Genomic DNA, 12,914 nt, shown 5'->3' on the forward strand with positions numbered 1-12,914 from the left:
GCACATCACACGCTTTGGTGCATCGCTAGCTTCTTCTCAAGCAATGTGATTGAGGAGATGCAAATGCATAGTGCGGATCGTGTCACCGCAGTTATAGGCCAAACACTTGGCTTGCCTGAGTTGGCCTTTGATGGTTCCGGTCATGCAGAGTTGGTGTTTGAAGGCAGCTTTTCTGGCTTCCTAAGCCGCGTTGATGACAGCAATCTGGAGTTCAGCTTTTATCTACCCGATCTGAATTTGAGCGATCCGAGCATCTTAACGGCAATGCTCACGGCGAATTGCCGTGGGAACGCGACAGGCTCAGGTCGGCTGGCGATTGATGAAGACAGTATGCAGGCGCTTTATTGTGAGCGCTGGAGCGTTGCTGATGTGCAGGACCACAAAGTCCCTGAACGACTGATTGATCTGGTTTCAACCGCTGCCTTCTGGCTTGCAGAGGGTACACACTCCGTGCTTCAGAACACCTCCGCAAAAGCACTTACCACCGCCTCTTAGTGCTGAAAAGAACAGAGCTTTCAAACGCGAAACACTAATCTGATCACAACAGTTAAATAAATCCGAGCAGCACAACTTGGATGCCTCAAGTTAGGCGGGGGAGCGATGCGCCAGTTATTAGATGAACTTCTGAACGAGATCGGTCGAAGAATTGGCCTTGATGGCCTGTCTTTGAATGAAGACAACACGCTTCTGCTTGGGCTCGAGAAAGAACTCTTCATGACGGTGCAGTGGCGCGAGGACACGCAGACCCTGCTGTTTAATGCGGTCGTGAACACGCAACCTTGCGATGACCCAGCAAAGCTGAAAGCGCTGATGCAGACGAACTGTGTGCTGACACTTGGCCATGGCATGAGCTTCAACCTCGATCCGGCCTCAGACCGTATCAACCTGTCTCAGGTGGTCGACATTGCCGACAAATCTTCTTTCACTCTGCAGGAAAAGCTGGAGCAGTTCATCAGCACTTCTGCCTCCTGGCATGAGCGTCTGAGCAGCTCAGCCCCGCTTGAGATGGACTGGCAACACTCTGCACCTGCAACAACAGAACATTCATTTGAAACATTGGGTATGAGAGTATGACTGCAATTAACCTCGCACATTTTCAAAACGCCATCGACAGCCATGTTGCTAGCGGTAATTTAGACCAGAAGCTGACTGTGACAGATAGTGGCGCTTTGCAAACCCGCGAAGCAAGCTCCACACTGGCAGGAAAGTTGGTGTCCTGGCACAATCTCAGTTCCTCTGAGAAAACTGAAAAAGCTCAAGATCAAGGCGCATTTCGCACGGCGCTGCAAGACAAGTTTGGCAAAGAGTTGGGCGAGCAGGCCTACAAATATGCCTGCAATGCCTGCGGATACACCGATGGAAAGTTTCATAGCCTGACGGTAAAGCAGATTTCTACAGGTATCGATTTCGCTGTGCTTCATAAGCATGAAGCTGAGGTGCAGAACAAAGCGATTATTCAGCACTTTAATAGCCATCCTGACGAGCTGAGTACTCAGGGTATCGTGCGTATCCCAGGAGCTAAATCGACGATCAACAGTTTGATCAGTTCCAGAAACCCGGATGCACTTGAAGGCACATCACCTCACGCGCTTGCGTCTACCTTCAGACAGAACCTGCGTGATAACCTGACTGATGATGACTCACGGATCGTTCTTGGCTTTGTTGAACAGTTTAGGCAAGACAACAGCCAGTTGCCTGAACCAGGCGATCTGCCTGTACTTGTTCAGGACGCTGTGACTTTCGCAAAAATGGTCGAAGGGCATAAAGCCGACAACGATATGAACGCAACCAATCTTGGCATTTGCTTTGGTCCAAGCATTTCGAAGAATGAAGACTTAAAGCTTGCAGGTACATTGAATCAGTTCTTTACCACACTGATCAATCGCCCTGACTAATATTGCTTCCCAACAAAAAAAGGCCGCTGAGTGTTATACTCAGCGGCCTTTTTTACATTTCTCAGGCTGTATTAGTTGCTCAGTTTTTCAGCCATGATCTGGATGGTTTTGACGTATACACCAGCGCGGTTCCATGAGCGGATCACTTCGTAGTTTGGTGTGCCCGGTCCCCATGGTTGGCCTGGTTGCCAGCCGTAGGACATGAGGAAGTGCGCGGTGGATGCCAGAGTGTCTGCTGTGTTGTACAGCAGGTCACGTTTGCCGTCGCCGCTGTAGTCAATCGCGAACTTAATGTAGGAGGAAGCGAGGAACTGGGTCTGGCCGAGTTCGCCTGCCCAAGCACCCTTCATTTCGCTTGGCTGCAAGTCGCCTTTCTGGACGATCAACAGTGCATGATACAGCTCGTTGCGGAAGAAATCTGCGCGGCGGCAGTCATAGGCCAGCGTTGCCAGTGCGCGAATGGTATTCATCTTACCGATGCCACGACCATAGCCTGTTTCAAGGCCCCAGATAGCAGTAATGATTTCGCGCGGAACGCCAAACTCGTTCTCAATGCGGGTGAAGAGCGCGTTGTGCTTCTTCATCAACTTGCGGCCTTTGTTGATCAGCGCATTGTTGACGCGAAGCTTGTAGAATTCTTCGAAGCTGAGTTTGAAGGATTTCTGATTGCGATCGTAACCAATGACCTTGCGGTTATACGTAATTCCGCTCAGTGACTTGTTAATAGTTGCCTTGGAGATCCCCTGGGATTGCAGCGTATTTTTGTAGGATGCGAGCCAGCGGTCAAACCCTGCTCCTGTATCCCCACAGGTCGCTGCCTGGCTGATGATACGCCTACAAGTAACAGACCAGCGCCAAGTAATAGCCCAGCTTTTCTAGTTTTGACCTTTACAGTCTCAATAAATGATTCGAACACCCCAAACTCCTGCGTGATCACTAAGCAATTTTGATGGTTCTAACGAACAATATTAGCCAAATTGGCGGATAACTGAAAAATTTTGCAGTCCTAATATATTTATTCGCATTTTAACCTTGATCCTAACACCGGCATGTGTCCAACTAAAGGCCGTACACAGAACTGTTTTCAACATGCCTGATCGTTTTGGACAACCTATAGGCGCATAATTAAGGACAAGCTAACACTTAGCTGGACTTACGCAGGGGAAGGTATGCACTTAGACGCTAACCTCAATGAGGTGAGTCTCCAGGTTGGGAACTTGTGGTGAAAACAGACTTGGCGACCGGGCAACGTGAAGGTTTCCCATTGGGATATAACGGAGGAATGGGTATGAAATCCATCAAAACCATCGCTGCAACCGCAGTATTGGCAGCAGCAATGAGCACAACTGCTATGGCAGCGGACTTTAAACCTGCAGTTATCTTTGACATGGGCGGTAAGTTCGACAAGTCATTCAACGAAGCTGCTTACAATGGTGCTGAGGCTTTCAAGGCTGAAACCGGTATCGAATATCGCGAATTTGAGATCTCCAACGCTTCCCAGCGTGAGCAGGCTCTTCGCAACTTTGCTCGCCGCGGCATGAACCCAATCGTCGCAATGGGCTTCGCACAGGCAGCTCCAGTTGAAAAAGTTGCTAAAGAATTCCCAGATGTAAACTTTGCAATCATCGACTCCGTTGTTGATCTGCCAAACGTTCGCTCTGTTGTCTTTAAAGAGCAGGAAGGTTCTTACCTCGTAGGTATGATGGCAATGCTCGCTTCCCAGACCGGTAAGATCGGTTTCGTGGGCGGCATGGACATCCCGCTGATCTCCAAGTTCTCCTGTGGTTACAAGCAGGGCGCACTGACCACCAATAAAGACGGTGAAGTGTTCGCTAACATGACTGGTACTACTCCAGCTGCATGGAACGACCCAGTTAAAGGCGGTGAGCTTGCTAAGTCTCACTTCGCACGTGGCGCAGACGTGATCTTCGCTGCTGCTGGTGGCACCGGTCTTGGTGTTCTTCAGGCTGCTGTTGATGAAGACAAGAAGTTCATCGGCGTTGACTCCAACCAGAACCACCTGGCTCCAGGCAAAGTGCTGACCTCCATGGTTAAGCGCGTTGACGTTGCTGTTGCAAACGCATTCATGGATGCGAAAGAAGGCAAGTTCACCACCGGCATCCAGTCTCTTGGTCTTGCTGAAGACGGTGTTGGCTACGCAATGGACGAAAACAACGCTCCACTGGTTAGCGAAGAGATGAAAGCAGCTGTTGAAGCAGCACGCGCAGACATCATCGCAGGCAAAATCACCGTTCATGACTACATGAGCGACATGTCCTGCCCATACTAAGATCTCTTAGTATGCTGGCTTAGGTCAGATTTCGGCCCCTGCCTGAACTTCAGGCGGGGGCTTTTTTATTGCCTAGCCGACCATCGGGCGCGGTGTTTGATTGCTGCCCAGCTGATCTATGGAGTCTTTCAGCAGGGATATAGCATCCTCAAAATGAGTGTCCTGCGCGATGGTTGAAAGACTGATGCGCAGCGCGTTGGTATCGGTGCGAGGTACAGCCTGAAAATGGCGATGGGATAGCACTTCTACCCCGCGCAGGAGCGCAGCCTGCTCCACCAACTCTGCATTTTGCTGCTCCGGCAACTGCATCCATGTAAACAGCTTTTCCTCACCGCCTTGCAGCGTGACTGCCGGAAACATCGCCTTCAGGGCATGGTAACGGTGTTTCAGAAGATCCCGCTTTATCTGCAGTGTTGCTTGCAGCTCTCCACCCATGATCCATCTGGAAACAATCTCCACGTTGAGTGGAGAAGCCATCCATGTGCTTTCGCCAATGGCGTTTGCAAAGGCTGTTTTGACGTTGTTTGGAACATGGATATAGCCGGTCCGAAGACCTGCGGACATAACCTTGGACGGTGAACCAATCAGCACGGTGCTTTCTGGCAGGAGTTCCAGAAAACTCTCCTGCTTTTGCGAGATGAAAGGCGTGTAGGGATCGTCTTCAATGACGGTGAGATTGTGCCTCTCAATGACGGCGGCCAGCCTTTGTCGCTCTTTGCTGGTCATTGTGTGGGTGGTTGGGTTCTGAGCGTTCGGAATGAGGAAGACACCGCGAATATCGTGTTTACTGCAAGCGTCCTCCAATGCATCTGCAGACATTGCCCCCATATGGCCGTTTGCATCACACTCCGCATCAATCGGCACAATCTGAAGCCCCAGAGCTGGCAGGACAGACAGAATGGGTGGGTAGATCATTGCATCAACTGCGATGGCGTCTCCGCGGTTGAACATGGCTTGCAAAGCGATCTGAATACCGTGCTGAGCGCCACATGTGACGAGCGTTTGGCTGGGCCTGGCGGGTGCGCTATAAAACTCAGAGAGGAAGTGTGCGCCTATCTCACGATGCTGCGGCGTGCCCTCTGACGGGCCATATTCGTTGAGGGAGTTGACGAGCGGATCTTCGCTCAGTTCTCGCAGCATGCTGCCCAAATCCGGATTCAGGTGAGCCATCCCCAAATTGCGAGCAAGATCATAGCTCTGAATGCCTTCAGTGTTGGGCATTAGGTTCAGCGGAGAGTGGGTGCTGCTGGTTTTGGCGATGTACGTGCCCCTGCCCGTTTCACCGCGCACCAGTTTCCTGCGCTCTGCCTCCGCATAGGCGCGGGTGATTGTCCCAAGCGTCACACCGAGCTGGTAAGCCAGCTCGCGTTGCGGCGGCAGGCGATCGCCTTCCACAAGGCGGCCTGTCTGGATGTCGTGTTCCAAAGCCGTTGCAATGCTTAGGTATTTGGGGGATGTGAGCTTGTTTGGGGCGGGCTTCCACATTGTATTCATAACAATAAAGCAATTGATAGATACGATCGATACAATAACTTAGCACGCTGTGTAGATTGTATCAATTGACTGGAATGACAATATGGATTGGGCATCACTCAGCGCCTTTGCGATTTTTGTAGCCATTATGACCGGCACACCGGGACCGGGAAACCTGACCTTCATGGCAATTGGCGCCAGCGCCGGTTATCGCACCGCCTTTCCGGTTATTGTTGCGGCAGAAATCGGTAGCCTTGTGCTGAACCTATGTGTGGCCTTTGGGTTGGGGCAGCTGATGGCACGCGGTGGCCCGTTGGTTACATTCTTCAAGTTCGCGTCTATGGCTTACATGACTTATCTGGCATGGCGCATCGTGCAGCTGAACATCAAGCCGAAGGGCGAAGTCAGCTTGCCAACCTTCTGGGAAGGTTTGCTCATTCATCCACTTAGCCCGAAAACATGGGCCATGAGCCTTGTGGCGTTCACAAGCTTCTTCGCAGCAAATGGTATGGGGCTTTATGAAAACGCCGCGATCCTGACCGCCGGGTTCCTGATTGGCGGCATGATCTCTCACAGCATGTGGGCGATGGTTGGGGTTTCAATTCTGAAGGTGATCGGAGAAGGAACCTTGATGCGCGGCATTACGATTGCCATGGCTGTTGCGATGCTTGCAGCCACTGCATGGTCTCTGCTTCTTTGATGATATCACTGGTGGCGTGATGCAAGCGCTGCCAGTGTACCTTCCAGAATACGCTCCATTTTCGTGCGGTCGGCCTGCTCCATAATGCCGATGATCGGAGCCTGTGATTTGCCTTCATGGTCCAGAATGGTTGCGCCGCGGGCAAATTCACCGCCGGTTTCTACCAGTACGCCACAGACGATTGTTCTTGCGATCACCTCCGGATCTAGCAGGGCTGCTGCGGCCAGAGGGTCAGGCAGGATGAGAAGGTCTTCGTGGTACCAGGTCTGACCACGTTGACGCATGAATGCGCACATATGTTCAGCAAATTTGGCGGGGATCGTATCGCCCAGACGATCAAAGATGCCATCAACCACATCCCCCGGGAGGGCATCATGAAGGCTAGGCTCCCACGGATCATGGTCGTGTTAACCGCTTGTGAAAGCACCATTTTAGCGGCTTCCGGATCGCACAGGATGTTGAACTCGGCTGCAGGTGTGACGTTGCCTCTGCCATGACAGGTGCCGCCCATTGTCCAAATACGGTCAATCCCTGCTCCCAGGTCAGGCTCTTCGCGCAGAACCTCTGCCAGGTTGGTCAGCGGTCCAATGGTCAGGATCTGTAGTTTAGGTCCACCAAGTTCAGCTTTTCGCAGGACATCTCTCAGCGCATTATGGGCTGTTTCACCAGAAGGTTTGAGCAGATGCTGTGGGCGCTCGACACCGCCTAAGCCGTCTTGACCATGTACATAAACAGCATCAATCCGTTCACCAACGGTGGGATCAGACGCGCCTTTGTGGACGGGAATATCTGCATTGCAGATCGCTAGTGTGTCCAGAATGTTTTGCGTGGCTTGTTCAACATCTACATTACCAAATGTGGTGGTGATGAAGTCGATCTTCCTACCTGCACCGATCAGCATCATGAGTGCGATGGCATCATCAATGCCGCCATCCGTGTCCACTGCAAAAACAAAATTATCCGGCACGTCACTCTCCCGGCGCACCTAACTGGCAACGCATATCCATCAATCAGGTTCAGTTTCAGCATTCTGCATTGGCATACAAGCCCTCGTTTCCGTGGTCCTGACGCCAAACAGCCGACTTCATTGTGCTGCGGAGCATATCACGAAGGGTTACTGAAATGATTTATCCGCGATTTTGCAATCTGAAGCCTTCTTGCATTATCCCCCTAGGGGGGATACAAGCAAGTCATGACTGAGAAGCATACACATCAATCCCATCCGGGAATTGTTAATCGCCTGAAACGCGCCAATGGGCATCTGCGCTCGATCATTAACATGATTGAGGATGGCCGGCCTTGCGTGGAAATAGCTCAACAACTTCATGCCGTTGAGAAAGCAGTGATGCAGGCAAAGAAGACCCTGATCTACGATCACCTCGACCACTGCCTTGATGATGCTGTCGATAATCCGGAAGCAAATTCCGAGCAAACGATTGAAGAGTTCAAGGCAATCTCCCGTTACCTGTAGGGGGATATACTCAACTCAAGAAAACAAGAAGCCAAAGGAGTTTCCGCGTGCTTTCCGTACTCGCGAACCGTACCTATCGCCACCTGTTTCTTGCCCAAGTTATTGCGCTGTTCGGTACTGGCCTCGCCACTGTCGCGCTGAGCCTGCTGGCGTTCAACATCGCCGGAGATGAAGCTGGCTCAGTGCTTGGAACCGCCTTTGCGATCAAGATGATTGCCTACGTTGGGTTGGCTCCCATCGCTGCGGCTTTTGTTGAGCGGCTGCCACGGCGTGCTGTGCTTGTGGGGCTGGACCTAATCCGTGCGGCGGTTGCGCTCGCACTACCTTTCGTGACTGAGATCTGGCAGATCTACGTGCTCATCTTTGTGCTGCAATCGGCTTCTGCTGCGTTCACGCCTAGCTTTCAGGCGGTTATTCCAGACGTTTTGCCAGAAGAGAAAGACTATACAAACGCCCTCTCTCTCAGCCGTCTTGCTTATGATCTGGAGAACCTGCTGAGCCCAACGATTGCGGCTGGTTTGCTGTTGGTGATCAACTTCCATGGGTTATTTGGCGGCACGGTGATTGGCTTCCTCGCTTCTGCTGCGCTTGTTGTGTCCGTCACCTTGCCCAAGCTGAAGCCGATTGAGAACCAACGTACAGTGAAGCGTATTACACAGGGAACACGTATCTATCTGAGTACCCCTCGCCTGCGCGGCATGCTGGCTGTTTATCTGGCCGTTGCTGCAGGTGGTGCCATGGTGATTGTGAACACCGTGGTGATCGTGCAAGGCACGTTTGGGCTGCAAGCAGATGATGTTGCCATTGCTCTGGCTTGTTTTGGAGCGGGTTCCATGATTACAGCCCTTAGCCTGCCGAAGGTGCTGGAACGCTTCAAAGACCGGAGTGTGATGATCCTTGGCGCCAGCGTGATGGCTGTGTGCCTGAGCTTTGGTTTTCTTCTGAGCAGCTTTACGCAGTTGTTGCCGCTCTGGTTCCTGATGGGGCTTGGTTATTCTGCAGCGCAGACGCCCTCAGGCCGTGTTTTGCGACGGTCAGCAACAGGGAGTGATCTGCCTTCTGTGTTTGCCAGTCAGTTTGCTCTCAGCCATGTATGTTGGTTGGTTGGATATCCGTTGGCAGGCTGGGTTGGTTCCAGCTTTGGTATTCCCACCAGTTTTCTTTCCATGGCGGCTCTGGCGTGGATCAGCGTGTTTACCGCCATGGTGCTTTGGCCAAGTAAAGATGCGCAAAAGCTGCGTCATAGCCATGAAGACCTGCCGGACAATGACCCACATTGGGCCAAAGGCGTCGACAAAGTCGGCAAGAGCCACGTGCATGAGTTCAAGATTGACGACTTGCACACTCGGTGGCCGAGCAGTTTGTAACATCTGCTAATGATCAGATACGGCCCAGTCGCATTGCGATGGGCCAACTGATTTTGCGGCGTTCTTGCGGGTCACCCCAGAGGCCTGCAAGCTCTTCTGCAAAGCTATCTGTAAGGCTTGCTTTGCCTTCCTTAGCTGCCGCTTTCACTGATGACCATGTGCGGACGTAGCCGAGAAATTGCTCCAGTGACCAATCTCGCTCAATGGACATTGCCGGGTAGCTTAGCTCCTCAAAAGGGAAGTCAAAACTGGCATAGCCATTGTCGACGTGCTGGCGCTCTGGTGGCCAGTAAGGGCCGATTTCATCGTAATAGAACTGGCGGAAGCGGTCGTTGCAGTGGCTGTCATCAATGGAGAGGACGCCGTAACTAACAAGCGCTAATACGCAACCGGGAGCGGCTATCCGTCTAGCTTCCTGATAAAAACTCGGCAGATCAAACCAGTGGGCTGCTTGTGCGGCAACGATCAGGTCAACACTATCCTCTTTGGCTGAGCATTGCTCCGCAGGTTCTACTGCAAAACGGACGCTTGGAACAGGTGCTGCATTCTCAATTTGAGACGCGCTGACGTCGGTGGCTAGGACTTGCTGGAAGTGTCGGGCAATCAAGCGCTGAACTGGCCTGTTCCGCAGCCAACATCAACAGCAAGATTGTGGTGCTTACACTGAGCCGCCAGAAATTCGACAAGCTCAGGAGGATAAGTTGGGCGATACTTCGCGTAATCTTCTCCGGCGTTTTGGAAATGTGATGCGGCCAGATTGTTCTGTGTCATGTGCGAGCCTCCCCTATTGCCGATGAGAGACTAACAAAAAACGCGGCCCCGGTAAGGAACCGCGTTCTAAAACTTTTGCCTGTCTGACTGATTAGTTCAGTGGAGACAGGATGATTTCTACGCGACGGTTCTGTGCGCGGCCAGCTTCGGTTGCGTTGGAAGCAATCGGGCTGGTCAGGCCGTAACCTGCTGCGGAGATGCGTGCACCGTTGACGCCCTGATTGAATAGGTAGTTGCTGACGGAGTCAGCACGGCGCTGGGAAAGCTGCAGGTTGAACTGAGCAGAACCGGTGTTGTCGGTGTGACCGTAAACGTTCAGGCGGGTCTGCGGGAACTCTTTAGCTACGAGAGCAACACTGTTCAGCACCTGCATTGCACGGGAAGACAGAGTTGCCTGACCAACAGCGAAGGTTACATCGTTTGGCATGTTCAGAACGATCTGGTTGCCGTTACGGGTTACGGAAACGCCAGAGGACTGGAGCTGCTGACGAAGCTGTGCTTCCTGACGGTCCATGTAGTTGCCGATACCGCCACCAATCAGGCCGCCTGCTGCGGCACCAACGAGAGCGCCTTCAACGCGTGCGCTTTTACCACCAGCGATCGCACCGATGATTGCGCCGGTCGCAGCACCAAGGCCAGCACCACCAGCGGTTTTGGAAATGCGGGACTCACCGGTGTACGGGTTGGTTGTGGTACATGCTGCAACGGAAAGGCCGAGAACAATAGCAATCGCGGCGTGCATCAGTTTTTTCATTTAAAATTCTCACATCGTAATTTTGAGGGTCAGATGAATCGTCGTGAATCTGGCCTCACTTCGAACATTAACCCTATCAAAAGCCACTGAGCGCCTAATACAAGTGCTCAAGGGGTGAGTGTCCTTGAATTCCACCGGATTTATCGCTGAAAACAGCCATTTTCTTTAGTTTGTGATGGCAGTCACAAAAATCATCAATGAATTAAACAAAGCATTTTGACACTCAAAAATTTGCCACAATTTCAGCAAGGCATTTTAAAGCATGCTGTTTAACGCCGTTTTTTCCTAAAAGACGAACACTAGAGGAAGCCCAAAACAGATAAGAAGGCGGGGTTCCATGAAAACGGTGCTTGCACTAGCATTCAGCATTCTCACTATAACAGGGTCATATGCTCAAAGCCCCAATGCTGATGATCAGCTGCTTTTTGCGCCGGACCAGCCTGCTCCGCCTGAACAGCCCTGCATTACCCTGAGCAACAAGAAGATCCTGTGCGGCAAAGCCGATGACAGTGGAAGTCAGCTCCTAAGTGTCTTCAAAGGGGTACAGTACGGACAAGCAGCGCGTTGGCAGCCTTCCAGTGTGTTTGATGAATACGAGCCCAACGGTTACGAGGCTTTGCAATATGGCGCCCGCTGTCCGCAACCAATCTGGAATCCTAAGGATCAGCTCCGTGGTGAGGAAGACTGCCTCTACATGAACATCTGGCGCCGGCTGGAGCCATCAAGAACCTCAGCAAGCTGCCGGTTATGGTGTTTTTCCATGGTGGTGGGTTCATGGCTGGTGGGGCTGATAAGGCATATCACGCTGCTGATGGCGAGATCATTGAACTTTACACGGGCAAATCTTTCTCCGCTGACCAGAACATCGTTCTGGTGACCGTCAACTTCCGCCTAGGCATTCTGGTACATTGGCCACAGATGGGATTACAGGACAAGAACCGTCCAATGGTGGGAACTACGGCTTTCAAGATCAGCAGACAGCCCTGAAATGGGTGCAGAAGCACATCACCTCATTCGGGGGAGATCCTGATCAGGTGACGATCTTTGGCGTCAGCTCTGGCGCTATGGCGGTTGGCTTGCATATGTTCAGCGCAGACAGTTCTAAGGATCTGTTCCGTGCGGGGATCATGCAGAGCAGCGCGGCTTCCTATAAATACCGCAATAAGGAAGAAGGCCGGGATCTATTTTACTTCTATTTGAAGTGCCTGCGCGCTGCTATTCGCAATCCGGAATCAGATGAGTGCGCGTTGACGGCTCAGCTGGATGATCTAGAGAAGGCGACCACACGACAAATCCTACTCGCTCAAGCTCTGCTGCAGGACCACCTCTTTAAAAAGGGCGTATTCTTGAGCGCCCTGCCCGGCAGCATTGCGTTTTCGCCGATTATTGACGGAAGCTTCCTGAAGGAACAGCCAAATGTGCAGATGGAGAAAGGCAACGAGAAGCCTTTGATGCTGGGCTTCAACAAGGATGAAGGCGTCTTGTTCGCCAACTTTATTGACGCAACTGGCAATTTGAATGCGGTAACGTTCAATGGCATTCTTGGACGTGACTATGAAAATCCGATGCTGATCGTTGGGCGTGAGGGTTATGGCGCGCAAACGCCTGCTGCTCATGGCCTGCAGCCGAAAACACCGGCAACAGCTCTTGCCAACTTGATTGGCAACTCTGTTTTCGCTTGCCCGACGATGTCCGCAAACATTGAGAGAGAGAAGCCGACCAATAACACGTGGCTTTACTTCTTCGCGCAGACGTCCGTTGAGAACATGGAGAAGCCCCCTACAAATCCAAAGGTGAATAATGTTTGCGGTCCTCAAAACCAGTGGGGCAATGCCTGCCATGCTTCGGAACTGCCGTTTGTCTTCAACAACATGCCCCCAAACTCAACGGAAGAAGACAAAGCCCTTGCTGTGAAAATGAACGCTCTTTGGGCTCAGTTTGCCAAGACACCAGAAGCTGGTCCTTCTAAAGACTGGAAGCTTTGGACATGGCCCAAGATCGGCAACCCTTCAAACTTCAACGTGTTGCAGGGTGCGGATAGTGATGCGAACTTTGAGGATTTATTTGAGCAGTCTGACTGCGCATTCTGGCTGGGAGAAATAATCGAGAAAAATGCAAATGCCATTCTCATTCCCAAGCAGTTGCCACAGGAATAAAAAAAGTCTTTTCAAAGTGTTAGGGAAAAGAACTGGC

15 protein-coding genes and 1 pseudogene are annotated in these 12,914 nt (G+C 51.9%); 9 read left to right on the forward strand and 7 right to left on the reverse strand.

The window, feature by feature from the left end; all coding sequences use genetic code 11:
• The first annotated feature begins 63 nt into the window (after window positions 1–63).
• From JCM12308_RS18400 to JCM12308_RS18410, 3 genes are all read left to right on the forward strand, one after another.
• Window positions 64–495 (forward strand): type III secretion system chaperone, encoded by a 432-nt coding sequence (locus JCM12308_RS18400; protein WP_054784700.1) that lies wholly within the window; start codon window positions 64–66, stop codon window positions 493–495.
• Between the two features lie 105 nt (window positions 496–600).
• Window positions 601–1,074 carry a type III secretion system chaperone gene (locus tag JCM12308_RS18405; RefSeq protein WP_014284067.1) on the forward strand — a complete coding sequence of 158 codons (474 nt, stop codon included), beginning with the start codon at window positions 601–603 and terminating at the stop codon, window positions 1,072–1,074.
• The gene (locus JCM12308_RS18410; protein ID WP_014284066.1) at window positions 1,071–1,895 is read left to right on the forward strand and encodes a Rho GTPase-activating protein; all 825 of its coding nucleotides are present in this window, start codon (window positions 1,071–1,073) and stop codon (window positions 1,893–1,895) included. Before JCM12308_RS18405 ends, JCM12308_RS18410 begins: the two co-directional genes overlap by 4 nt.
• 71 nt (window positions 1,896–1,966) lie before the next feature.
• On the opposite strand, the gene JCM12308_RS18415 is transcribed toward JCM12308_RS18410, so the two are convergent.
• On the reverse strand, window positions 1,967–2,758 hold the full coding sequence (locus tag JCM12308_RS18415) for a lytic murein transglycosylase (protein ID WP_208978747.1): 792 nt from the start codon (window positions 2,756–2,758) through the stop codon (window positions 1,967–1,969).
• Window positions 2,759–3,183: 425 nt separating this feature from the next.
• Here JCM12308_RS18415 and JCM12308_RS18420 point away from each other — a divergent pair, with 425 nt between their 5' ends.
• Window positions 3,184–4,185, forward strand: coding sequence for a BMP family lipoprotein (locus tag JCM12308_RS18420; protein WP_008552761.1), 1,002 nt, complete (start codon window positions 3,184–3,186; stop codon window positions 4,183–4,185).
• A 72-nt stretch (window positions 4,186–4,257) separates the two neighbouring features.
• Here JCM12308_RS18420 and JCM12308_RS18425 read toward each other — a convergent pair whose 3' ends face one another.
• Window positions 4,258–5,679, reverse strand: coding sequence for an aminotransferase-like domain-containing protein (locus tag JCM12308_RS18425; protein WP_208978736.1), 1,422 nt, complete (start codon window positions 5,677–5,679; stop codon window positions 4,258–4,260).
• A gap of 82 nt (window positions 5,680–5,761) precedes the next feature.
• Here JCM12308_RS18425 and JCM12308_RS18430 point away from each other — a divergent pair, with 82 nt between their 5' ends.
• Window positions 5,762–6,358 (forward strand): LysE family translocator, encoded by a 597-nt coding sequence (locus tag JCM12308_RS18430; protein WP_008552745.1) that lies wholly within the window; start codon window positions 5,762–5,764, stop codon window positions 6,356–6,358.
• Window positions 6,359–6,363: 5 nt separating this feature from the next.
• Here the strand turns inward: JCM12308_RS18430 and JCM12308_RS30410 are convergent, their stop codons facing one another.
• On the reverse strand, window positions 6,364–6,654 hold the full coding sequence (locus JCM12308_RS30410) for a hypothetical protein (RefSeq protein ID WP_373282388.1): 291 nt from the start codon (window positions 6,652–6,654) through the stop codon (window positions 6,364–6,366).
• Complete coding sequence (locus tag JCM12308_RS18435; protein WP_208978738.1) at window positions 6,564–7,325, reverse strand: nucleoside hydrolase; 762 nt, start codon at window positions 7,323–7,325, stop codon at window positions 6,564–6,566. The genes JCM12308_RS30410 and JCM12308_RS18435 overlap by 91 nt, the downstream gene beginning before the upstream one ends.
• 225 nt (window positions 7,326–7,550) lie before the next feature.
• Here JCM12308_RS18435 and JCM12308_RS18440 point away from each other — a divergent pair, with 225 nt between their 5' ends.
• Together JCM12308_RS18440 and JCM12308_RS18445 are read left to right on the forward strand one after the other, a co-directional pair.
• The gene (locus tag JCM12308_RS18440; RefSeq protein ID WP_054784702.1) at window positions 7,551–7,829 is read left to right on the forward strand and encodes a metal-sensing transcriptional repressor; all 279 of its coding nucleotides are present in this window, start codon (window positions 7,551–7,553) and stop codon (window positions 7,827–7,829) included.
• Window positions 7,830–7,876: 47 nt separating this feature from the next.
• Complete coding sequence (locus JCM12308_RS18445; protein WP_014284062.1) at window positions 7,877–9,196, forward strand: MFS transporter; 1,320 nt, start codon at window positions 7,877–7,879, stop codon at window positions 9,194–9,196.
• 13 nt (window positions 9,197–9,209) lie between these two features.
• Here JCM12308_RS18445 and JCM12308_RS18450 read toward each other — a convergent pair whose 3' ends face one another.
• The 3 genes from JCM12308_RS18450 to JCM12308_RS18455 form a co-directional block, all read right to left on the reverse strand.
• Complete coding sequence (locus JCM12308_RS18450; protein WP_208978739.1) at window positions 9,210–9,803, reverse strand: class I SAM-dependent methyltransferase; 594 nt, start codon at window positions 9,801–9,803, stop codon at window positions 9,210–9,212.
• Window positions 9,800–9,967: a class I SAM-dependent methyltransferase gene (locus JCM12308_RS30415; RefSeq protein ID WP_208978740.1), complete on the reverse strand. Its 168-nt coding sequence runs from the start codon at window positions 9,965–9,967 to the stop codon at window positions 9,800–9,802. Before JCM12308_RS30415 ends, JCM12308_RS18450 begins: the two co-directional genes overlap by 4 nt.
• 91 nt (window positions 9,968–10,058) lie before the next feature.
• The gene (locus tag JCM12308_RS18455; RefSeq protein WP_008552718.1) at window positions 10,059–10,721 is read right to left on the reverse strand and encodes a YiaD family glycine zipper/OmpA-like lipoprotein; all 663 of its coding nucleotides are present in this window, start codon (window positions 10,719–10,721) and stop codon (window positions 10,059–10,061) included.
• A gap of 337 nt (window positions 10,722–11,058) precedes the next feature.
• On the opposite strand from JCM12308_RS18455, the pseudogene JCM12308_RS32445 reads away from it, so the two are divergent.
• Both JCM12308_RS32445 and JCM12308_RS18460 read left to right on the forward strand, forming a co-directional pair.
• Window positions 11,059–11,708, forward strand: a pseudogene (locus tag JCM12308_RS32445) (carboxylesterase family protein).
• Window positions 11,630–12,877, forward strand: coding sequence for a carboxylesterase family protein (locus JCM12308_RS18460; protein WP_208978742.1), 1,248 nt, complete (start codon window positions 11,630–11,632; stop codon window positions 12,875–12,877). Before JCM12308_RS32445 ends, JCM12308_RS18460 begins: the two are co-directional and overlap by 79 nt.
• Window positions 12,878–12,914 lie beyond the last annotated feature (37 nt).

It is taken from the genome of Pseudovibrio denitrificans JCM 12308, assembly GCF_001310815.1.
Classification (GTDB): Bacteria; Pseudomonadota; Alphaproteobacteria; order Rhizobiales; family Stappiaceae; genus Pseudovibrio; species Pseudovibrio denitrificans.

What these genes read in the sequence shown, in the direction of transcription:
- JCM12308_RS18400 (WP_054784700.1), top strand. Translation starts at nt 64, where the DNA reads ATGCATAGTGCGGATCGTGTCACCGCAGTTATAGGCCAAACACTTGGC.
- JCM12308_RS18405 (WP_014284067.1), top strand. Translation starts at nt 601, where the DNA reads ATGCGCCAGTTATTAGATGAACTTCTGAACGAGATCGGTCGAAGAATT.
- JCM12308_RS18410 (WP_014284066.1), top strand. Translation starts at nt 1,071, where the DNA reads ATGACTGCAATTAACCTCGCACATTTTCAAAACGCCATCGACAGCCAT.
- JCM12308_RS18420 (WP_008552761.1), top strand. Translation starts at nt 3,184, where the DNA reads ATGAAATCCATCAAAACCATCGCTGCAACCGCAGTATTGGCAGCAGCA.
- JCM12308_RS18425 (WP_208978736.1), bottom strand. Translation starts at nt 5,679, where the DNA reads ATGAATACAATGTGGAAGCCCGCCCCAAACAAGCTCACATCCCCCAAA.
- JCM12308_RS18430 (WP_008552745.1), top strand. Translation starts at nt 5,762, where the DNA reads ATGGATTGGGCATCACTCAGCGCCTTTGCGATTTTTGTAGCCATTATG.
- JCM12308_RS30410 (WP_373282388.1), bottom strand. Translation starts at nt 6,654, where the DNA reads ATGTGCGCATTCATGCGTCAACGTGGTCAGACCTGGTACCACGAAGAC.
- JCM12308_RS18440 (WP_054784702.1), top strand. Translation starts at nt 7,551, where the DNA reads ATGACTGAGAAGCATACACATCAATCCCATCCGGGAATTGTTAATCGC.
- JCM12308_RS30415 (WP_208978740.1), bottom strand. Translation starts at nt 9,967, where the DNA reads ATGACACAGAACAATCTGGCCGCATCACATTTCCAAAACGCCGGAGAA.
- JCM12308_RS18455 (WP_008552718.1), bottom strand. Translation starts at nt 10,721, where the DNA reads ATGAAAAAACTGATGCACGCCGCGATTGCTATTGTTCTCGGCCTTTCC.